The organism is Oxalobacteraceae bacterium OTU3CAMAD1, from assembly GCA_024123915.1.
In the GTDB taxonomy this organism is placed as follows: domain Bacteria; phylum Pseudomonadota; class Gammaproteobacteria; order Burkholderiales; family Burkholderiaceae_D; genus Rugamonas.
In genome coordinates, this window is record CP099650.1 from 1,365,384 (window position 1) to 1,388,151 (window position 22,768).

The window sequence follows — 22,768 nt, forward strand, 5'->3', positions numbered from 1 at the left end:
TTACAATATAGTTAATATTGGAGTGCAACCTTATGTCAGTTTTCGCCATGCGTACGGCGCGGTTTTGCGGCCTGCTTCTGCTGGCGTTCTGTTCGTTCGTCCACAGCGCCCCGCTCAGCCTGCGCTTCGAACACCTCGGCGTCGAGCAGGGCTTGACGCAGGAGTCCATCACGCGCGTGATCCAGGACCGCCAGGGCTTCATCTGGATCGGCACGCAGGCCGGCCTGAACCGCTTTGACGGCTACCGTGTCACCGTCTTCAAGAACGATCCCGGCAACCCGCACAGCCTGCTCGACAATTACGTGCAGGCGCTTTACGAGGATGCCGGCGGCCGGCTGTGGGTCGGCAGTAAAGGCGGACTGGACCGTTACGACCCGTCCACCGGCGGCTTTGTCCACCAAGCCGTCAAGACCGGCAATCTTGCCGTCACCAACATCATCGGCGACGGCAAGGACGGGCTGTGGTTGACCACCAGCGAGGGCTTGCAGCATCTCGACATCAAGAGCGGTAAGGTGCGCACCTTGCGGCATGCGCCGGCCGACCCGGACAGCATCTCCGACGACCGGGTCAACGCGGTGGCGCGCGACAAGTCCGGCAATCTGTGGATCGCCACCGCCAGCGGGCTGGAAATGCTGCCGCCGGGCGCCGCCAAATTCCTGCACCTGACGCCGCGGCAAGGGTCCGCGCCAGCGAACAACATCACCTCGCTGTCGGTGGGACCGGACGGGGTGGTGTGGGCCGGCGCCATGGCCGGCCTGCAGGCCTGGCGGCTCGATGGCGCCACGCCCAAGCCTTTGTCACCGGCGCTGTCCCGGCCGTTCGGCGATGTGCGCGTCACCGTCCTGATGCACGACAGCGACGGCACCTTGTGGGTCGGCACCCAGGAGGACGGCCTGAAGCGGCGCGATCCCACCAGCGGCGAGTTCCACAGTTACCGTTGGGATAGCCTGAACCGCCACGGCATCGGCGACAACCAGATCACCGCCTTGTACCAGGACCGCACTGGCACGCTGTGGGTGGGCAACTGGTACACCGGTTTGGACTGGGTCGATCTCGACAGCGGCGGTTTCGAGCGCTACACCGAGTCGTCCGGCGTGCTGCCCGGCGTGACCAACAGCAAAGTGCGCGCGATCGCCGGCGCCGGCGACAACAAACTCTGGCTCGGCTCGGGGGAGGGCCTGACCAGGCTGGACGTAACCAAGCGCACGGTCGAGTCGTGGCACCGCGACGAGCGCGATCCCGCCGGCCTGCCGGGCGACGTGGTGATCGCGCTGGCCACCGATCTCAAGGGCCGGCTGTGGGTCGGCACTTCCACCGGGCTGGCCCGGCGCGATCCCGCCACCGGCCGCTACACGCGGGTGCCGTTCGACGCCGACCCAAACTCGCTGTCGATCCAGCGGCTGCTGGTCGACCGGGCCGGCGTCATCTGGGCCGGCACGCGCAGCGGGCTGCACCGCGTCGATCCGGACACCGACGCCGTCACCACCTATCGCGCCGATCCGGACAATCCGGACAGCGTCGACGGCCGCGTCTACGCGCTGCTGGAGGACCGGCACGGCATCCTGTGGATCGGCACGGAAAACGGCTTGAACCGCTTCGACCGCGCCACCGGCAAGTTCCGCCACTACCGTCACGATCCGAACCGGCCGGACAGCCTGAGCCACAAAAGGGTGCCGTTCATCTTCGAGGATAAAAGCGGCGTGCTGTGGGTCGGCACCGCAGCCGGCTTGTGCAAGGCCCTGCCGCAGCCGGACGGCGACCTGCTCTTCCGCTACTACCCGGGGCAGAACGGCGGCGCGGTCGATCCGATCGGCGCCATCCTGGAGGACGGCAACGGCCGGCTATGGATCAGCAGCACCGCCGGCATCGCGATGTTCAATCCCGAGAGCGGATTCTTCAAGCACTACACGGCCAAGGACGGCTTGATCGACGGTTCGTACTTCATCGGCGCGGCCCACAAGGCGCCGGACGGCACGCTGTACTTCGGCGGCCTGGCGGGCATGACCGCGTTCAAGCCGGCCGACATCCATGACAACACCCGTGCGCCGCAGATCGCCATCACCGATTTCTTCATCTTCAACGAGTCGATCCTCAGCGACGTGCGGCGTCCCGACGTGCTGCCGAAGGGCTCGCTGAGCGGGGCCAAAACGCTGACCTTGAGCCATCGCGACGTCATGTTCTCGATCGAGTTCGCGGCCCTGCATTTCGCCGACCCGCAACGCAACCGCTACGCCTACCAGCTCGAGGGCTTCGATCCCCAGTGGGTGACGACGGACGCCGGCAAGCGCTTCGCCACCTATACCAACCTGGACCCGGGCCGCTACGTGTTTCGCGTGCGGGCCGCCAACAAGGACGGCGTCTGGAGTTTGCAACCGGCGGTGCTGGAGTTGATCGTCACGCCGCCGGTGTGGAAGATGTGGTGGTTCCGCCTGCTGATGGTCGGCCTGGCGGTCGGTGCCGCGTATCTGCTGTTCCGCATCCGCATCCGCATGTTGATGCGGCAGAAGCAGGCACTCGAGGAGGAGGTCGGCAGCCGCACGCGCGAGCTGGTGCAGCAGAAGGAGTCGATCGAACGCCAGAAGCAGGAGGCCGAACTGCAGAAGGAAAGCGTGGAGCTGGCGCACCGCAATATCTCCCTGCTGTCCGACATCGGCCGCCGCATCACGGCCAACCTCGACAGCGAAGCCATCATGACCATGCTGTATCAGCAGGTGCACGCGCTGATGGACGCGAGCGTGTTCGGCATCGGCATTTACCGGCCGGAGCAGGAGTTGATCGAGTATCCGTTCGCGATGGAGAAGGGCAAGCGCTACACGCCGTACACGCGCAGCATGCGCGAGCCCAACCAGCTGGCGGTATGGTGCATCAACCATGCCGAGGAAGTGTTCATCAACGACCTGGAACAGGAATATGCGCGCTATATCGCCAGCCTGGCGCTGGTGTCCGGCGTCGACAACATGGGCACGCTCGAAGACGGTTCGCTGCCGACCGAGCCGCGCTCGCTGATTTATGTGCCGATTTCCGTCAACGGCCAGGTGCGCGGCATCATCACCGTCCACAGCTACCGCGCGCGCGCCTACCAGCGCATCGATGTCGACATGCTGACCACCTTGGCGTCATATGTGGCGGTGGCGTTCGCCAACGCCGATTCCTACCGGCAGCTACAGGACACACAGCAGCAGCTGGTCGAGCGCGAGAAGCTGGCCGCGCTGGGCTCGCTGGTAGCCGGCGTCGCGCACGAGCTCAACACGCCGATCGGCAACAGCCTGGTGATCGCCAGCACGCTCGAGGACAAGACCACGGAGATCGAGCTGCGCCAGAACAGCAACGTGCTGCGCCGTTCCGACCTGGCGCAATTCATCGACGCCGCGCGCGAGGCGTCGACCTTGCTGATGCGCAGCCTGCGCAACGCGGCCGAGCTGGTCAACAGTTTCAAGCAGGTGGCGGTGGACCAGGCCAGCGCCAAACGGCGCCATTTCGACCTGCACCAGGCCAGCCAGGAAATCGTCACCACGATGAAGAACCAGATACGCAAGGCGGGCCATCAGGTCGATCTGGAGATGCCGGACGATATCGAGATGGACAGTTTCCCCGGGCCTTACGGCCAGGTCATCATCAACCTGATCAACAACGCCCTGCTGCACGCCTTCGACGGGCGCAGTGGCGGCGTGATACGGCTGTGGGCAGTGCGGCTGGGGCCGGACCGGGTGCGGATCGTGTTCCAGGACGACGGCGCGGGCATCGCCATCGAGCACCAGGCGCGCATTTTCGATCCGTTCTTCACGACCAAGCTGGGGCAGGGGGGCAACGGGCTGGGGTTGAGCATCACGTACAACATCGTGACGTCGCTGCTCGATGGCAGCATCCGGGTCGACAGCGTGGTCGGGGTCGGGACGCGGTTCACGATCGATTTGCCGTTAAAAGCCAGTCTCGCCGGGGATTGACGGGTCAAATCGGCTTGGGCCGTGATTAACTTCGGAGACACGTAGGGCGGATTAGCGCAGCGTAATCGGCCATGGATGCGCCGTCGACGACCCATGCATGGCCGATTACGGCGTGCCGCCTAATCCGCCCTACGTGTCTCCGCGTGTTATCACATTCCCGGGACTGGCTACACGCCCCAGATAATGCTCTCGTTTTCCTGCTTGGCCGATCGCAGCATCTCCAGCAGCGGATACGCGCGCGCGTGGAATCCCACGCGTTGCATGACGGCATGCTCCACCGTCTCGTTCTCTTCCTTCTCGTGCGCGTGGATGTCGTGCTCGATATCGTTTTCAGGATGGAGTTTGCTTTCGGCCACTTCATGTTCGAGCACCGACAGCGCCTGCTCGGCCTCGGCGGCGGTGATCACGCCGCGCGTGGGGTTTTTATGCAGCAAGTCGAGAATGCGTTGGGCGTGTTCCTGATACATCAGGACTTCGGGGCTGGATTTGGATTTGAAGGCAATTAACATGATGCGCGCTTTCTTAGTATTATTAATCAAGAGGTCTGACGGTGCGCCGAATGACGAAGCAGCGGCGTGCCGTTGCTGTTCACATTAGGTCGTCACGGAAACTTTACAAGAGACGAACCCATCTGTATGGACGTTAGCGCACGTCAGTTAAGCATCTTCTAAGCCAAGCGCCCGGTTTCAGTTCAATTTGAAGGAGCTGAACCAGGTTTCCACGGTGTCTTGCACGATATTTTTCTCGCGCCCCATGACGACGACCTGGTAGATGCGCGTGTCCTTGGCGATAAAACGCCCGATCAGCACCATGGACTCACCATTTTGGCTGCCTTTCGCCTCGACATCGAGCACGGTCTGCCCCGCTGTCGCCGACGCTGCGCTCTTGGTCACCGTGGCGCCGATGTTCTTGACCAGCGCCGTCTTCATGGCCTCCAGGGCCGCCGGCGTCCGCGCCGCGTCCGCCAGTTGCGCGCTGCCGACCGCGAACACCACGCCGTCCACTTCGGCCGCCGTCATCGTCATGTTCACGTCCAGGTCGTCCAGCTTGATGGCGCGGGTCTGGCTGGCCGGCTTGCCGGGGAACAGCACGGCGTACGGCGCGTCATTGCTGCGGTAATCGCGCCAGTCGTATTGCGGGCTGCAGGCGGACAGCGCGGCCGCCATCAGCAGCGCCAGCGAGATCTTTTTCATGAGGCCTTCTCTTTCTTCTTTTTACGTTCGTCTTCGTCGCGTTTCCATTCGTCGATATGCGCCTCCTGGCGCAGCACGCGGGACGCCGGATCCACAGTATAGTGCGCGCCGGCGGCCAGGGGCAGTTCGCCGACGCCGCCGGTCATCGGCAGCTGGACGATGCGCTCGCCCTGGCCGTCGACGATGCGCACTTCCAGCGGCATCGGGAACGGGCCGCCGTCCTTCAGCTTCCATTCCAGGCGCAGCTGGCCGCCGTTGCGCGTCTCGACCAGCTCAGGCAGCGCCGCGTGGTACAGGTAGGCGTCGAAGAACCAGCCCAGATCGCGGCCGGCCACCTCGTTGGCGATGGCGATGAACTCCCTGGTGCTGCTCCAGCGCGGCTGGAAGTTGCCGGGTGCCGGCGTGTCGGTGCCGTAGACCATGCGGCGCGTGGCGCGGAAGAAGGCGTCGTCGCCGATCAGGTTGCGCAGCGTGTGCAGGATCAGCGAGCCCTTGGTGTAGATGTCGTTGCCCGGGCCGCCGCGCTTATCGTCGTAGACGTCCTCGATGCGTTGCGGCTTTCCGCCGACTACCGGTACCTTGTTGCGCAGCGACTTGCGGTGGTTGAACAGCTCGGTCTGGAATTCCATCTCGCCGCGCAGCCATTGCAGGTACAGCGGCTGCATGTAGCTGCCGAAGCCCTCGTGCAGCCACATGTCGTCCCAATCGGCGTTGGTCATCTGGTTGCCGAACCATTCGTGCGACAGCTCATGGTGCAACAGCCAGTCGTAACCGTAAGGCGACTTCAGGTAGCCGTTGCCGTAGGCGTTGATGGTCTGGTGTTCCATGCCCAGATGCGGTGTCTCGACCACGCCCATTTTCTCGTCGCCGAACGGGTAGGGGCCGATGCGGCGCTCGAAGAAATCGAGCATCGGCCCGAACTCGGCGAACAGGCCCTTGGCCTGCCGCTCGTGTCCTTTCAGATACCACATGCGCAGCGGAATGGTGTTGCCGTAGCGGCTGGCGTAGTCGCCCGACAGCATCTCGTAGGGCCCGATGTTGAGCGCGATGCCGTAGGTGCTGGGATTCTTGGCGCGCCAGTGGTAGGTGCGCCAGCCGTCCTTCTCATCCATGCCGACGGCCACGCCGTTGCCGGCGACCACCAGCGGCGCCGGCACGCTGATGTGCAGGTCGATCAGTTTGGCCTTGCCCATCGGATGGTCGATGCAGGGCCAGAACAGGTCGCAGCCTTCGCCCTCGACGGTGGTGGCGATCCACGGCTGGCCGTCCTCCGTCTTGCTCCACGTGAAGGCGCCATCCCACGGCGCGCGCTTGGCCACGTGCGGCACGCCGTGATAGCGGATGCGCACGGTGGTGCTGGCCCCGGCCGGTAGTGGCGTCGGCAACGTCAGGTAGAGGCGGCCGTCCGGATTGCTGATCGCCGCGCGCGCCAATTCCACGCCGTCGACGCTGGCGCCGTCGACCGGCAGGTTGCGGTCCAGCTCGACGGCGATGCGGGTCAGCGGCGTCGTCGCCAGCGCGTTGGCGGTGAAGGTCAGCGCGGCGTCGCCACGGATGCTTTGCGTGGCGGGATCGACACGCAGCGCCAGGTCGGCTTTGTCGAACGTGACGGCCAGCTGCTCCGGCGCGCGCGGGCCGCCGGAGCCGGCGGTGAAGTCCGTCAGCGGCGCTTGGGTGGCGCAGCCGGCCAACAGGGCGCTGGCGGCGAGGGTCGTCAGGAGAGGCAGGGACAGGCGTGTCATGCGGGTACATACCGGTGAATGTTGATAAAGCAATATAGCAGCAAGAACGGCCGATACGCTATCAACAAGCATGCTGACGCTCTACAACAACATGCAGTCGCATGGCTTGCCGTGACGCAATATGTCGTGTCGCCGTTGAGCCAACATCGACCTGTTGCAGTCATTGAACCCAAACGGAAACTATCATGAACCTCTCTAACTTAAAAATCGCAACGCGCCTCGGCCTGGGTTTCGGCGTGGTGGTGCTGTTATTGGCCGCCGTGGCGCTGGTCGCCATCACCCGAATCAACCTGATCAACCAGGCGACGGAGCGGATTTTGAGCGACAGCTTCGTCAAGTTGACCTTGGCCCGGCAAATCCAGACCGAGGTCAATGTGCAATCGCGCTTGCTGCGCAACGCCGTCATCGGCGCGGCCGACCCGGCCGAAGTGCGGGAGCAGTTGGGGAAGCTGGATGTGTCGCTGAAGGCGAACGAGGAATATATCGTCAAGCTCGACACCATGCTGACGCTTCCCAAGGGTAAGGAGCTGTTCAAGACCCTGAGCGAGCGGCGCGACGCCTACACGGCGGCACGCAACGTCCTCGTCAAGCTGATCAGGGATGGACAGTCCGAGCAGGCCGGCAAATACGTCAGCAAGGAGCTGCGCGCAGTGCAAACCCCGTATTTCAACGCCATCAACGCAATGGAGGATTTTCAGGAATCGCTGATGAAGAAGGACGGCGAGGAAATCGCGGCCGGCGGCGCGTTGGCGGTGCGACTGACGGTCATCCTGTCGGTGACGGCCGCGATCGCGGCGGTGCTGATCGGCTGGTTCATCACGCGTTCGATCACCGTGCCGGTGAACCGGGCCGTGGCGTTGGCGCAGACCGTCGCCGCCGGCGACTTGAGCGGCCAAGTCGAGGTGCGAAGTAAGGACGAGATCGGATTGCTGTTGCAGGCGCTCAATGACATGACACGCAGCCTGAACAATATCGTCGGCCAGGTGCGCGCCGGCAGCGACGAGATCACGACCGCGACGGTGGAAGTGGCCAGCGGCAACCTGGACCTGTCGTCGCGCACCGAACAGCAAGCAAGCGCGTTGGAAGAGACGGCGTCGTCGTTGGAGGAACTGACCTCCACCGTCAGGCAAAACAGCGACAACGCGCGCCAAGCCAACCAGTTGGCCGTGTCCGCCGTCGACGTGGCGCGCCAAGGCGGCGCGGTGGTGACGGAAGTGGTGACGACGATGGGCCACATCCACGCCTCGGCCGGCAAGATCGCCGACATCATCGGCGTCATCGACGGCATCGCCTTCCAGACCAACATCCTGGCCTTGAACGCGGCAGTGGAGGCGGCGCGCGCCGGCGAGCAGGGCCGGGGCTTCGCGGTGGTGGCGTCGGAGGTGCGCAACCTGGCGCAGCGCTCGGCGAGCGCTGCGAGGGAAATCAAAACCTTGATCAACGACTCCGTCGAGCAAGTCAACGCGGGCAATCAGCTGGTGGCCAAGGCCGGCACCACGATGACCGAGGTGGTCGCCAGCATCCAGCGGGTCACCGACATCATGAGCGAAATCACGGCGGCCAGCCGGGAGCAGGAGGTCGGCATCGAGCAGATCAACCAGGCCGTCAACGAAATGGACGCCGTGACGCAGCAGAACGCCGCGCTGGTGGAGCAAGCGGCCGCCGCGACGGCCGCGCTGGAAGGCCAGGCGTCGCACCTGACGCAGGTGGTCAGCGTGTTCAAGCTGGAGCAGGGGCGTGCCGCGCCGAAGGCCCACCAGCCGCAAAACCGGCCGGCACCTCAACTGTCGCTGGCGACAGTGTAAGGTCACCCGCGTGGGCCACAGGATTCAACAATCCCGTTGAAACACGTAGGGCGGATTAGCGAAGCGTAATCCGCCATGCATGCGCCGCCGCCGACGCCTACGACGACAACCGCTGGTTATGCACCTTCCCGGCGATAGTCACATTCCTCAGCACCAGATCCTTAACGTTATAAAGATACGCCGGTTGTTTAAGCACCGGCGTCCCGAAGTCGCAATCGCTGACGGTGACATTACTCACCGGCAGAATCTGCGGCTTACCCGGCCCGTTATAGTTCACCGCCACCGGGCCCAGCACCACAATCGGCTGGTAGCACGAGAACTTGCCATCCTTGGTCTGCACATTGCCGACCGTAATACCCGAGATGTGCACATTGGTCACCAGCGGCGGCCGCGTGCGGATGGTATCGTCGAGCGGGCTGTAGTCGCAATCGAAGGTGATCACGCCACCTGCGCCCGCAGCCACGGTCTTCTCCGGAATCCCCGACCCCGGCGTCGGCTTGTAAAAAGCCGGCGTGGTACGGATGCCGTTAGGGATCTGCACATTGCGCACATAGAAATTACGCAGAAAACCACCGCGCGCCATATTGGTCTTCAGCCGTATGGCGATGTTGAGTGGATCGGTCTTCCAGTTGGCATTCTCAAACACCAGGTTCTGCGCATACACATTCTGTATGCCGCCGGACATGATGCTGCCCAAGGTCAGCGCGCCATGGCCGCTGTGCATGCGGCAATTCTGCACCACCACGTTCTCGCACGGACCGAACTGCGTATCCGTGCCCTTGCCGGAATCGATGGCGATGCAGTCGTCGCCGGTGTTGAACTGGCAGCCCTCGATCAGCACGTAACGGCACGATTCCGGATCGAAACCGTCGTTGTTGGCGCCCATGCTGTTGGCGTAAATGCCTTTCACGTGCACGTTGGCGCAGTCCACCGGGTTGTGCTGCCAGAACGGCGTGTTGGTGGTCTGGTAGCCGGCCAGCAGCACGTCGGTGCAACTGATGAACTGCACCATGTGCGGCCGCAGGAAGTGGCCGATGCCGAAGATGCGTTGCCTGGCCGGCACGCGCGCCTCGCTCAGCGCGCGCAGGTAGTGCGAGTCCGACAGGAACCACGGGTCGTCGCCCTTGATCTTCGCGGCGTCCTCGGCGGATAGATGCGGCGCGATCTCGGTCAGCGGGCGGTTGCGCGGGTTCGGCCGTTCCTGCACCTTGCCGACCGTGAACGGCACATGCACCTCGCCCTTGCGCTCGCGGCCTTTCCAGGACCACCAGCAATCCGCATCGCCGGGGAAGGGCACGCCGGCCTGGCCGTCGAGGATGGAGGTCCAGTCCTCGCCGGTCAGGGCGATGTTGCGCTGGCCGTGGGCGTACACCAGTGACGAATAGTTCAGGCAATCGTTGCCTTCCCAGCGGGTCAGCGACAGTTTGCCATTGGCGCCACAATCGAACTCGCCATGGCGCGCATAGTCGAGCGGATTGGCGGAGAAGTAGACGTGCGCGCCCTTGGCCAGGTGCACGTGAACGTTCGACAACAGCACGATAGGCCCGGCGCACAGCCAATTGCCGGTCGGGATCAAGACGCGGCCGCCGCCGGCCTTGTGGCAGGCGGCGATGGCGGCGCTGATGGCCGGGTAGCAATCGGTCGATCCCGGCGCCGGCGTGTGGATATCGGCGCGGTCGCTGGAGCCGACCCAGGCGTTGATCGGCACCACCTCGCACGCCTTGCCGCCGAACGCGGTGATGACGAAATCCTCCTTGCGGAAGGTGAGCGGTTTCGATACGCGGTCGATGATGGCCTGCGCCTGGCGCCAAGGGTCGGTGGATGCGGCCGAGGTGGCGGAAGCAGCCATCAGCTGCGCCGGCAGACCGCCGGCCAGCGCCAGGGTGCCGCCGGCCAGGGTCTGCATGAAGTTGCGGCGGGCGGCGTGGGTGGTTGAAGTGCTCATCGCGATCCCCGCATCAGGTGTCCAAAACCGTCGAGATGGTCTTGCCGGCGATGCGCACATTCTTCAAGACCAGGCCCTTGACGTTGTGGGTGAACCAAGGCTGCTCGGCGTTGCGCGGCGTGCCGAAGTCGCAGTCGGTGATGGTGATGTCGGTCAACGGTAATACCGGCGTGCCGGGCTTGCCGTTGAAGCTGGTCGCCACCGGTCCCAGGATCACCATGGCCTGGTAGCACGACACCTCGGCGCCGCCGACCTTGATGTTGCCGGCCTTGACATTGGAGATGTGCACGTGCGACACCGACGGCGGCCGGATGCGCACGTCGTCGTCGGCCGGCGCGTAGTCGCAGTCTATGGTGATCAGGCCGCCGCCGCTGGTCGACACCGTCTTCGGCTTGATGACCGAGCCGGGCAGCGGATTGTAAAAACCCGGGGTGGTCTTGACGCCGTTGGGCACGGTCACGTCGCGCACGTAGAAGTGGCGCAGGAAGCCGCCGCGATTCATATTGGTCTTCATGCGGATCGCCGTGCCGAGCGGGTCGCTGTCCCAGTGGATGTTGCGGAACTCGATGCGTTGCGCATACACGTGCTCGATGCCGGCAGCCATCTCGCTGCCCAGGGTGACGCCGCCGTGGCCGCTGTTCATGATGGTGTCCTGGATCACCATATTGCGCGTCGGACCTTCGGCGATGTCGCGGTTCTTGCCGGACTTGATGGCGATGCAGTCGTCGCCGGTGTTGAACAGGCAGCCCTCGACCAGGATGGTGTCGCACGACTCCGGATCGAAACCGTCGCTGTTGGCGCCCTTGCTTTCCATCCGCACTTTGCTGAAGTGAACGTTGCGGCAGTTGACCGGGTGGTGCAGCCAGAACGGCGAATCGAGCAACTGGTAGCCCTGCATCAGCACGTCGGTGCAGCCGACGAATTCGACCATGCACGGGCGCAGGTAGTGGCCGATGCCGAAGATGCGCTTGGCCACCGGCACGCCGGCCTCGGACAGCGCCGGGAGATAGCGCGAGTCGGTGCGCCAGTCGGGACGGGTGCCCTGGATCAGCGCGCGCTCGGCATCCGACAGCGACGGCGCAACCGTCGCCAGCGACTCGGGATTAGCCGGGTTGATCTTGCGTCCGTGCATGGGCGCTTGCTTGTTCTTGCCGCTCCAGTCCCACCAGGAACCGCCGCCTCCGGTTTCGAACGGTACGCCGGCCTGGCCGTTGAGGATGCTGGTCCAGTCCTCGCCGGTCAGCGCGATGTTGCGCTGGTTGTAGGCGTAGATCATCGGCGAGTAGTTCAGCACGTCGTTGCCCTGCCAGCGCGAGATCACCAGCTTGCCGTTCTTGCCGCAATCGATGTCGCCGTACTTGGCGTAGTCGTTCGGGTTGGCGCTGAAGTAGACCTCGGCACCGGCGGCGAGATGGACGTTGACGTTTGACAGCAGCACGATCGGGCCGGCGCAGTACCAGGCGCCGGCGGGAACCAGCACGCGGCCGCCGCCGGCCTTGTTGCAAGCGGCGATAGCGGCGGTGATGGCGGGGTAGCAGTCCGGCGATTTGGCGACCGGCGACATGCGCTTAAGCGGCTCGTCGCCGCCGGTGGTGGTGATCTCGGCCAGTTTGCACGGCTTGGCGCCGAACTTGGTGATCGGAAAATCTTCTTTGCGGAACACGAGCGGCTTGGCGAAGCGGTCGATGATGCGTTGCGCCGTGGCCCAAGGGTCGGCGGAGGCGGCGGGCGCGGTTTGGCCGAACGCGAGCGGCGCGGCGCCACCCAGCATGGCGCCGGCCGAGGCCGCGCGCAGGACGTTGCGGCGTTGCGGGTTCATTACTTGATTCATTTTATTCATCTCCATCATTGCGCGCTGACGCGGAAGTAATCGACATCCAGGCTTGAGGCCTTGGCTTTGCCGGCGGCACCGTCGCCGACGCTGAACACGCCGATCTGCGCGCCCACCCAGCGGCCCTTGCTGATCTTGAGCGGCTGGCCCACGGTCTGGAAGGTCACGTTGTCGGTGCTGTAGGCGAAGCTCGCCATCGCACCCGGCGCCATGGTCATGCGCAGGTACAGCGACGAGGGCGCCGACGGCAGCACCACGGTCGCCGCCTCCTTGCAGCGCACCACGGCCGGGCCGCAGGTGGTGTAGACCAACTGCGTCGCGTCGGCCGTCTTGCGCAGGCCCAGCCACGCATATTGCATGGCGTTGACGATCAGGCCGGCGCGGTCGCCGTTGTTGGCGTCGTTGAGCTGGACGCGGGTGTTGACGACGAACTCCGGCGTCGGCAGCTTTTGCGCCAGGATGGAGGGCGCCGCGCGCACATAATCGGCCGCGTCCGGCGCCGCTTGGGTGAACAGGCGCAACTGGCCGGGACGCTCGCCGAGCGAATACCATTTGGCATTGCTGTTGGCGTTCCACTGCCATTGCAGGCCAAGCCGCGAGCCATCGAATTCATCGGAGGTCGGCGGCGTTTTGATCGCCGCGCCGGCCACCGGTTTGGCGTGGGTGAGCACCGGTTGCCCGGCGCCCGCGTTGGGACCGGCTTCGCCCATGATGGGCCAGTCGTCGACCCAACGCATCGGTTGCAGATGGACCACGCGGCCGTAGGCGTTCTTGTCCTGGAAGTGGATGAACCAGTCCTTGCCGTCCTGCGCGCGCACCCATGCGCCCTGGTGCGGGCCGTTGATCTCGGTCTTGCCTTGCTCGAGCACGGTGCGCACTTCGTACGGCCCGTTCAGGCTGCGCGAGCGGAACACCGACTGCCAGCCTTCCTCGACGCCGCCGGCCGGCGCGAACACGTAGTAATAGCCGTTGGCCTTGTAGAACTTCGGCCCTTCCAGCGTCTTGTAACCCTTGATCGCGTTACCGTCGATGAGCGTGGTGCCTTTGGTGTCGAGCAGCTTGCTGGCGTCCGGCGCCATGCTGCGCAAGGTCAGGATGTTGTTGAAACCGGCCCGGCTCTTGGCCCAGCCGTGCAGCAGATAGGCCTTGCCGTCGTCGTCCCACAGCGGGGTCGGGTCGATGATGCCTTTGCCCGGCAGGATCAGCTTGGGCGCGCTCCACTGGCCGTCGAAACGGTCGGCCGTGATGACGAAGATGCCGTGATCCGGGTCCGGGTAGAAGATCCAGAACTTGCCGTCGTGATAGCGCAGGCACGGCGCCCAGACGCCCTCGCCATGGCGCGGCACGGCGAAGCGCTCGGACGGCACCAGGGCCGGCAGCGCGTGGCCGATCAGCTCCCAGTTGACCATGTCCTTGGAGGTCAGCAGCGGCAGGCCCGGTGAACTATTGAAGCTCGACGAAGTCATATAGTAGGTGTCGCCGACGCGGATCGCGTCCGGGTCGGAATAGTCGGCGTGCAGGACGGGATTCTTGTACTGGCCGTTGCCGAGGTCCGGGGCCCAGGGGGCGGCGGCCGGCTTGGCCGGCGCGTCGACCTGGGCGGTCTGGCACGCGGCCAGCGCGAGCGGCAGCAGCACGGCGCCGGCGATTTTGTAGCGATTCATTGTTGTCATGATCATGGCATCAGAAGGTGTACTCGGCGCGCAAGGTGTAGGCGCGGCCGATCGGTTTGGCGATGTTTTGCGCAAATACCACGCGCGAGCTCAAACGCTGGTTCGACAGCGGCGGTTCCTCGTTCAGCAAGTTGTTGACGCCAAAGGTTACTTTCAAATTATCCGAGAACTTGTAGTTCGTGCTCAGGTTGTACAAGATGTAGTGGTCGATGACATTGTAGAACGGCTGGCCCGGCTTCTGCGTCGGCAGCGCGTTGGTGTCCTGGTAGCTGGAGGTGTAGGACTGCGTCAGCTGCGCACCGAACTTGGCGTAGTTCCACGAGAAGCGCAGGTTGTGCTTCCACTTGAAGATATAGGTGTTGGCCGAGGTCGAACCGGTCGCCAGCGCGCCCGGACGGCCGACGCTGTCGACCCAGGCGCCGCCGGCGTCGTTCTGGCCTTCGTACTGGTCGACATAGGTGCCGTCCAGGTTGACGCCGAACTTGCCCCACTGCTTGGTCGGCACGACGTAGCGGAAGCTGACGTCGACGCCGCGCGTGTGCAGGCCGCCCATGTTCATGCGGGTGACGACGATGTAATCCAGTGTGCCGTCCGGGTTGCGCGTGAACAGGTTGTTGTAGCGGTTGACGTCCGAGAAGATGGTGTCCTCGGTGATCTGCGCGATGGTGCCCTTCATCTTGATGTCCCAGACATCGAACGATAGCATCATGTTCTTGACCGGCTCGAGCACGATGCCGGCGGTGTAGGTGCGCGATTCTTCCGGTTGCAGGTCCGGGTTGGCGCCGGTCAGGGTGGTCAGCTGGGTGTTGCAGACGCGCGCCGGATCGAGGTTCAGGCCGGCGTAGCGCGGGTCGGTGGTCAAGGTGCCGGTGTTCGGCTGCGACGGCGTCGGGCTCGGGCACAGCAGCGGGTCGTCCCAGCGGTTGACCGACGGCGTCCGGGTGCGGGCCGCGCCGTACAGCTCCGGCAGGGTGGGTGCCCGGAAGCCGGTGCTGGCCGTGCCGCGCAGCATGACGGCGGTGTGCGGTTCCCAGCGCACGCTGGCCTTGGGATTGAAGGTCGAGCCGAAATCGCTGAAGTGGTCGGCGCGCGCCGCCAGGGTGAGGTCGAGCTGCTTGGTCAGCGGAGCGTCCAGCTCCATGTACAGGCCGCCGATGGTGCGCGCGCCCTTGGGATTGGTGCCCGGCGCGCCGGACGTTTTGTAGGTTACCGCGTTGGCCAGCATGCTGGTGCGGTCGCTGTACATTTCGCGATGCAGGTCGCCGCCGACGGCGATCGCCAGCGAGCCGCCTTCGAGCGGCATCAGCTCGCGCGACAGGTTGAAGTCCGGACCGAAATATTTGACGCGGGCGGTGCGGTAGTTTTCGCCGTCGACGCTGATGCTGTCGAGATAGGCGCGGCCCTCGGCGTCCTGCTTGCCGAAGGGATTGAGCGTGCCGTTGGCCACGCCGGCGTACAGTTCCGGCGTGGTGACGAAGCCGCTCTTGTAGCCGACCCGGCGCTCGCTCATGGCGGCGTTGAAGCCGACACGGTAATCCCAGCCCACGACCGCGCCCTCGTCGGCGACGACGATGCGGTTGGTGTTCTGGCGGTCATGGGTGCCGGCCGTGCCCAGTTCGTCCAGGCTCCAGGTCAGCGCCAGGTCCTGGCCGGTGACGCCGGCCACGGCCGGCACGCCGCCGCTGCCGCCCGGATACCACTTGCTGCTCCGGTTGATGAACAGCGGCTTGCGCACGCCGGGGTTGAGCCGGTCGTAATCGGTTTGCGCGCCGAACACCTGCGGCGGATTGAGCGCGTCGATATAGGACTCGGTGTTGAGCATTTCCACCGTGAACAGCTTGTCGTCGCCATGGCGGATCGAGGCCTTGGTGAACAGGGTGGTTTGCTTGTTGTCCGGCAGCAGTTGCGGGTAAATGGTCGGGTCCAGGATACAGGTCTTGGCGCCCGCGCCGGAAGCCTTGGTCGAGGCCAGGCTGTACGGCGCGTCGTAGTTGCTGCCGCAGCCGGTGGCCCAATACGGGTTGCCGGTGGTGGTGGTCGGCCGGCCGTTGTTGTACACGGTGAAGTTGGCCGGCGAAGACGACGAGCCGGAGGTGTTGCTGGTGAAGACGGTGCCGCCCAGTTGCGCGATGCGTTCCGGGTCCCAGATTTCCGGACGGCTCTTTTGCATCAGCGACGTGCGGCGCTGCATGTCGAACGAGGCGAAGACGTTCCAGCCGTCCTTTTTCAGGTCGCCGGTGCCGCCGGTGATGGACACGCGCTGCTGCTCGCCGCCGCCGGAGCGTTGCGGCTTGACAATACCGGCGCTCAAGCTGACTTTGTTGACGGTGCGCTTGGTGATGAAGTTGATCACGCCGGCGATGGCGTCCGTGCCGTAGATGGCCGAGGCGCCGTCGCGCAGCACCTCGACCCGCTCGACCGCGCTCATCGGCACCACATCGACGTTGACCGAGCTGGCGCCGATCGCCTCGTTGGGCAGGCGGCGGCCGTTGAGCAGCACCAGGGTACGGTTGGTGTTCAGGCCACGCATATTGATCATGGTGCCGCCGCCCCCGCCCCCGACCGGCTCGTTGGTGGCGCCGGTGACCAGCGAGGTGGCCACTTCGGACATCGTGGTCAAGCCCTGGGCTTCCAGCTCTTCGGCCTTGTAGGTGGTCAGGGGTAGGGCGTTTTCGGTGGCGATGCGCTTGATCGACGAGCCGGTCACTTCGACGCGGGTCATGTTGTCGTCGGCTTGTTGAGCTTGTACTTGATTGGTGAGTGCCAGCACCGCGAGGGCGGTGGCGGTGAGGGCGAGCCGGGGTTTGATAGTGGTTGTCATGTTCAGTCTCCTATTTTTTTATAATTAAACGTCTGTGGTGAAACGGTAAAACGGTAAAGCCCGGTGGGGCGGTGAAACTCGGTGGTGCAATATGAAACTCGTGGAGGCACGTAGGGCGGATTAGCGCAGCGTAATCCGCCAAGCTCCGTCGACGGCTCATGCATGGCGGATTACGGCTTCGCCTAATCCGCCCTACGTGTTTGCGTGGATTTTTGCGTGGCAGTTTCCTCCGCAGGGTTCCAGCCCTTGCCGTCATCGAAGCTGTTGAATATTTGCTGTCTGCCGCCGAAGCGGGCTTTCACCTGCTCCGCCGTCAGCACGTGGCCCGGCGTACGTTGGCTCAAATCCAGCGGCCGGCCCGCTAGGTCCATGCTGCCGAACTCGCCCCAGCCGGCGCCCGGTTTGGCCTCCGGCGTCCGTGGCTTTTTCGGCGCCCAGCCTTGGGCTGCGATATGACTGTCCATGCGGCAGTTGATAAAGCTGACGTTGTCCCACGTGGCCGGCGGCCCCTGACGCGCAAGATAGGCTTTCCCCGCCGGCACGTCGTTGCCCAACGGGCCGGGACCATGCGTCAGCCGACTGTTGAGGAACACAAACCCCGGTTCGCCCGCCGCGACGGTGCGCGCCTGCACGATGTAGCCGCCGCCTCCGGCATGGGCGCTGTCGCCGACGGTGCGGATTTCGCTGTCCTCGAACAGCGCCGCCCGGTTGCCGCCCCAGATAAAATCGACATTGCCGGCGATCAGCGTGCGGTGGAACCACGAGTAGCCCTTGACCTGGATGGTGTCCTGCTCGCTGAAGAAGCTCGCATCGCGCGCCACCAGGCGCCCACGGTCGCTGCTGAAGACCAGCGTTTCCGCCTGGCCGCCCTTGCTGTGCGCGCGCACGGTGTTATTGACCAGAGTGAGATTGTCGAGCGTCACCATGTCGGCGTCCTCGATCAGGAACACCGAGCGGCCGCCGTTGGCGGCTGGTGTCAGCGGTCCACGGCCGGCGCCGGTGCCCGGATTGATGCCATCATTGTTGGTCGCTTCCAGGATGACGCCGTCGCGGCTTTCGCCATGCAAAGTGATATTGTCCTTGCCGCGCAGGTACAGCAACTGGTCGTAGCGGCCGTTGGCGATGCGGATCGACACCGGCGCCGCGCGTGACGTCTGGCGCATCGCGTGGTTGAGCGCGCCCTGTACCGTGCGGAAGTCGGCCGGGCCGTCATCGTCAACGCTGAGGCTGTTGCCGGTCGGCGCCGCCGCGCGGGTACGGAAAGTCCACGGCGCGATGCTGGCGCTGGTGAACACGCCGGCGTCGATGACGACCTCGTACTCGGTGCCGTAGTCCAGTTTGGCGCTGTGCGGGCGTATCGTCGCAGTCATGCCTTGCACGGTGATCGGGCTGTAGCGCACCACGCGCTTATATTCCTGTTGCGCGTTGCCGATGGCATCGACGTCTTCGCCTGGGCGCAGCTCGTCGACCAGCGCGCGGTCGGCCACGCGGTAAATGCGGACCGCGCCTTCGGTGCCGAGCACCGGCGGCTTATCGAAGGCGATCCGCAATGGCGTATCGACCTGCACGTCGGCGGCGCGCGCGGCGGGCGACAGTATCCAGTGCGTCGGATCGGCGGCGAGACCATGCAGCGGCAACGCCGCTCCGAGGAGGACGGAAAAAAGAACTCGCACGATCATTGCCGGGCGACTTTGACCGGCCAGGCGTCAGGGCCCCCGGGGAAGGGAACGAAGCGCTTGCCGCAATCGACCGCGCGAGCGTCCGGCGCGTTGAGCTGGCCGTCGAGCTTGATGGACGAGGTCTTGACCGGCGGGTTGCCGTCCACCACCACATCCTTCAGCGCCAGCCGCAGTGGATGGGCGTCGTCGTAGCCTTGCAGGATCACCTGGCCCGGCGTCAGGCTGTGCACGCTTTCCATGCGCACGCCGGTGTACGACGGAATCAATTGGCCGGCAGGGCCTGGCTCGTAGTTGGTGTCGATATACAGCGGCCAGCGGTTGTTGCGCAGGCAGACGTTGCGGTAGACGATGCCGCTGACCACGCCGCCGCGCCGGTAGTTGCTCTTGATGCGCAGGCCGGAGGTGGTGCCGTCCATGTCCAGGTCGTCCACCAGCACGTTGCGCACGCCGCCGTTGGTCTCGCTGCCGATCGACATGCCGTGGCCGCTGTAGAAATGGTTGTGCAGGATCGAGATGTTCTCGCTCATGCCGTTGTTGCCGGCCTTGATGGCGACGTTGTCGTCGCCGGTGCGGATGTAGCTGTGGGCGATGGTCACGTTGCGCGAGGCGCCGGGATCGATGCCGTCGCTGTTGCGCGCGTCATGCGGGGTATCGATGCGCACGGCCCAGGCGGTAAAGCCGTCCACCCTGTTCAGCGCGACATGGAAGTTGGGCGAGTTGCGCAAGGTGATGCGGTACATCGTGAAGTCGCGCGCGTTGTCGATCTGGATCAGGCGCGGCACGTTCTGGCGCAGCTTTTCTTTTTGAGCGCGGCGGGCGATCTGCCACCAGGTCTCGGGTTTGCCGTCGATCAGTTGGCCGCCCTGGCCGTCGATGGCGCCGTCGCCCATGATGCCCGCGCCCTTTGCGCCATTGACGGTAATAAACGGACGGCAACCCTTGCCGGCCGCGTCGAGCGTACCGCAGGTTTTTTCGCCTTTGTCGAACAGCATGGGATTGGTGCTGGCGTACAGCGTGACGCCGGCGTCCACCACCAGGGTGACGCCGTTGCCGATGGTCAGCGGGCCGGCGGTGAAGCTGACGTTGGCCTTGTTGTCGCCGCCCGCCGCCAGGTGGACCGCGCCGCCCTGTGTGCACTGGTCGATGGCTTTCTGGATGCGCGCGGCGTCGTCGCGGCCGGATGTCGCGGCTTCGGCGGTCACGGTCGCGCAGGACTTCGGCAGGGTCGGTTCGCGCACGTCGCGTGTGTCTTGCGCTTGCGCCAGCGGCTGCACGCACAGCAGCGCGGCGGCCATGGCTGACACGAGGAGGGACGATGGAGGAAATACTTCAACAGGCCGTTTTTTCGGGCCTACATTGGCGATGCGCATGACATGTCTCCAGTTATAGGCGCTGCTTGGGCAGCGCTCACTGGAGTACCTCGCGTACTCCGCGCCGATAAGACGAGGGCCACGCCGATATGGTGGCCGAGGTCGCTCGGTCGGTTGTTTGTTTCGGAAAAAAGATTAGCAGATAAGAATGAGCGAAACCATGCTTCCAGGTTCAGATGGCAAGAATCATTACGCGGATTGGTGGATTTCACAATGCCGGTCATGTCGAAGCCGCGAGCGATGCCCGTTCAAAAAAGTTCTCAAAAAGATATTTCTTTAGTTTAAACTACCGCCCGCGCAGCGCGCTTGGCTGCGGTTGATTTGAAGGCGGCGGTGGATCATTTAATCAAAGTTTTGAGCAGAGTTTCGAGCAATGTCCGGAGCGGTGTCGGCATGCTGTTTCTTTCCGGTCTGGCCGCGACCTGCGAGGTCCACGCGCTGGAGGCCGAGCAACGCAAGGTCTTGCCATTGCCGGCGCGCCTGATCGATCACACTTCGCCCGTGAAGATCGACGGCGCGTTGAACGAGGACGCCTGGCAAAACGCCCAGGAGTTCGACACCTTCCACGAGTTTCTGCCCAACAGCGGCAACGCCGCGCCGGCTGCGCTGCGCACGGCCGTGCGCCTGCTGATCGACGACGGCGCGCTGGTGTTCGGCATCCGCGCCTGGGACCCCGCGCCGGAGAACCTGCGCGGCTCGCTGGCGCGGCGCGACAAGGTCGGCACGGACCAGGACTTTATCGGCATCTGGCTCGATCCGACCGGCCACGGCCGCGCCGCCCAGTTCGTGCGCGTTAACACGGCCGGCGTGCTGAACGACGGCATGTACCGCGTTGACGAGGACGAGTCCGATCTCGGTCCCGATTTCCCGATCGACGCCGCCGTCGAGCGCCTGCCCGACGGCTACAGCATGGAAGTGCGCTGGCCGCTGTCGAACCTGCGCTTTCCGTACGCCGATGGCAAGGCCTGGCGCGTGATGATCGAACGCAACGTGCCGCACGCCGGCGGCCTGCTGCTGACCAGCACCCCGTTGACCACCGACACCATCGGCCATATCGGCGTGATGCAGGACATCGACGGCATGGGCGGCACGGTGGCCGCCGTGCGCGACCGCAGCTTCCTCGACATCAAGCCGGAGCTGACCTTGCGCGCGAACAGCGACACGGACAGCGCCGGCCGGCAACGCGCCAACAAGGGCAGCCTGGGCCTGGAGATCAACGCCCGCCCGCGCGCGGACATGGTCTTCAACGCTACTTTGAACCCGGACTTCTCGCAGGTCGAGATCGACGAACCGACATCGTCGGGCGCCAGCCGTATTGCGCTGAGTCTGCCGGAGAAACGTGGCTTCTTTCTGGAAAGCGCCGACGTGCTGGGGTTGCCGCTGGCGGCCTTCTACTCGCGCACGGTGGCCGATCCCGAATGGGGTCTGCGCGGCACCTGGCGCGCGGCGCAGGCCGACGCCACGGCGATGAGCCTGCGCGACCAGGAGGGCGGCGTCGTGCTGCGCGGCGGGCCCTACGAGACATCCGAGTACGATCAGACGCGGCGCACCCTGACCAGCCTGCTGCGCGCGCGCTGGCATGCCGACGGCGTGCTGCTGGGCGCCTTCGTCTCGCAGCGCGACTATGGCGACGCCGGCAGCAACCAGGTGTTCGGCTTCGACGGCCAATGGCGCGGCGACGGCAACCAGGCGACCTGGCTGATGATGCACTCGCAGACCAGCGCCGGCTTCGTCACCGAACCGGTGGCGGACGTGGTGCGGGTGCGCTCGCGCAACGGCGCCTATTTGTCGGGCAAGTACACGCACCTGTCCGAGGGCTGGTGGAACGAATTGAAGCTGGAGGCCGTCGGCCCCGGTTTCGTCAACGACAACGGTTTCGTGCCGCAAACGGGCATCGTCAAGACCGACATCAACCTCAACCGGCGGCTGGGTCCGCAGCGGTTGGACGTCGCTGACACGGCGTTCGAGGCGTACGAGATGGAAGCCCACCTGGGACTGCACGAGATCCGCACGGTGTCCAATGCGTTCTCGGGCCAGCAGGCCAACCAGATCGTCGAGCGCAAGCTGCAACCGGGCATCTGGTTCCGCGCGGCACGCCAGACGGATTTCTGGGCCAACCTCGGCTTCGACCAGCAGCGCGGGCGCCGCGAAGGACGGCTGCACGACGTGCCGGCGCTGCACTTCGGCATGGAAACGTCGCCGCTGCCGTGGATCACCAAGCTCAAGTCGGAAGTGACCTTGGGCAAACAGCTCGACGTCGACGCCGACCGCGTCGGCCGGGGCGGCAACGCGCTGGTCGAACTGGGGCTGCGCTTCGCCTTGCCACGCGGCTGGGCGGTGGAACTGGACCAGCGCGTCAACCGCGCCTGGGTGCAGGGCACGCTGGGGCGGCCGGCCTTCGTCGACAACGGCTGGCGCTGGTTGGGCATGCTGCACTTCACGCCGGCCGATTCGCTGCGGCTGCTGGCGCAGAACACCTCGGCGGCGCGGCGTGACGACGGCGTCTCCGGCCTGGAGCCGTGGGCCGAGCGGCAGGTGCACCGCTCGCTGCTGTATCGCCACTTGTGGCGTCACGGCCGCTCGCTGTCGGTCGGCTATTCGCGCGACAAGACGCGCGCGCCCGATACGGTAAGCAAGTCGCTGACGATGAAGTTTCAGTGGGAGATGTAATGCGCCCCCGTCCTTGACGACAATTGATAGCAAAAATTTATGTCGTTTTGACATGTTCAGGTCATCCTCCGCTGCTACTGTCATTGTGTCGTTCC

General features: G+C 64.9%; 11 protein-coding genes and 2 pseudogenes. 4 read left to right on the plus strand and 9 right to left on the minus strand.

Annotation, left to right across the window (positions count from 1 at the left end; all coding sequences use genetic code 11):
* Nucleotides 1–32 precede the first annotated feature (32 nt).
* Entirely contained in the window at nt 33–3,944 is a 3,912-nt protein-coding gene (locus NHH88_05810) for an ATP-binding protein (GenBank protein ID USX15303.1), read from the plus strand.
* 167 nt (nt 3,945–4,111) lie between these two features.
* Here the strand turns inward: NHH88_05810 and NHH88_05815 are convergent, their stop codons facing one another.
* The 3 genes from NHH88_05815 to NHH88_05825 all read right to left on the minus strand — a co-directional run bounded on the left by NHH88_05815 (nt 4,112) and on the right by NHH88_05825 (nt 6,879).
* Entirely contained in the window at nt 4,112–4,453 is a 342-nt protein-coding gene (locus tag NHH88_05815; GenBank protein USX15304.1) for a DUF1840 domain-containing protein, read from the minus strand.
* A 177-nt stretch (nt 4,454–4,630) separates the two neighbouring features.
* Complete coding sequence (locus tag NHH88_05820; GenBank protein ID USX15305.1) at nt 4,631–5,137, minus strand: hypothetical protein; 507 nt, start codon at nt 5,135–5,137, stop codon at nt 4,631–4,633.
* On the minus strand, nt 5,134–6,879 hold the full coding sequence (locus tag NHH88_05825) for a M1 family metallopeptidase (protein ID USX15306.1): 1,746 nt from the start codon (nt 6,877–6,879) through the stop codon (nt 5,134–5,136). The genes NHH88_05820 and NHH88_05825 overlap by 4 nt, the downstream gene beginning before the upstream one ends.
* A gap of 185 nt (nt 6,880–7,064) precedes the next feature.
* Here NHH88_05825 and NHH88_05830 point away from each other — a divergent pair.
* A pseudogene (locus NHH88_05830) lies at nt 7,065–7,787 on the plus strand (MCP four helix bundle domain-containing protein).
* A gap of 36 nt (nt 7,788–7,823) precedes the next feature.
* Nucleotides 7,824–8,660, plus strand: a pseudogene (locus NHH88_05835) (methyl-accepting chemotaxis protein).
* A gap of 121 nt (nt 8,661–8,781) precedes the next feature.
* On the opposite strand, the gene NHH88_05840 reads toward NHH88_05835, so the two are convergent.
* The 6 genes from NHH88_05840 to NHH88_05865 all read right to left on the minus strand — a co-directional run bounded on the left by NHH88_05840 (nt 8,782) and on the right by NHH88_05865 (nt 19,928).
* Entirely contained in the window at nt 8,782–10,629 is a 1,848-nt protein-coding gene (locus NHH88_05840; protein USX15307.1) for a glycoside hydrolase family 28 protein, read from the minus strand.
* A 13-nt stretch (nt 10,630–10,642) separates the two neighbouring features.
* On the minus strand, nt 10,643–12,460 hold the full coding sequence (locus NHH88_05845) for a glycoside hydrolase family 28 protein (protein USX15308.1): 1,818 nt from the start codon (nt 12,458–12,460) through the stop codon (nt 10,643–10,645).
* Between the two features lie 14 nt (nt 12,461–12,474).
* Entirely contained in the window at nt 12,475–14,133 is a 1,659-nt protein-coding gene (locus tag NHH88_05850) for a glycoside hydrolase 43 family protein (protein USX15309.1), read from the minus strand.
* A gap of 10 nt (nt 14,134–14,143) precedes the next feature.
* Nucleotides 14,144–16,954 carry a TonB-dependent receptor gene (locus NHH88_05855; GenBank protein USX15310.1) on the minus strand — a complete coding sequence of 937 codons (2,811 nt, stop codon included), beginning with the start codon at nt 16,952–16,954 and terminating at the stop codon, nt 14,144–14,146.
* Between the two features lie 182 nt (nt 16,955–17,136).
* Complete coding sequence (locus tag NHH88_05860) at nt 17,137–18,591, minus strand: pectinesterase family protein (protein ID USX15311.1); 1,455 nt, start codon at nt 18,589–18,591, stop codon at nt 17,137–17,139.
* A 38-nt stretch (nt 18,592–18,629) separates the two neighbouring features.
* Nucleotides 18,630–19,928: a glycoside hydrolase family 28 protein gene (locus tag NHH88_05865; GenBank protein USX15312.1), complete on the minus strand. Its 1,299-nt coding sequence runs from the start codon at nt 19,926–19,928 to the stop codon at nt 18,630–18,632.
* Between the two features lie 468 nt (nt 19,929–20,396).
* On the opposite strand from NHH88_05865, the gene NHH88_05870 reads away from it, so the two are divergent.
* Nucleotides 20,397–22,673, plus strand: coding sequence for a hypothetical protein (locus NHH88_05870; protein ID USX15313.1), 2,277 nt, complete (start codon nt 20,397–20,399; stop codon nt 22,671–22,673).
* Nucleotides 22,674–22,768: the final 95 nt, after the last annotated feature.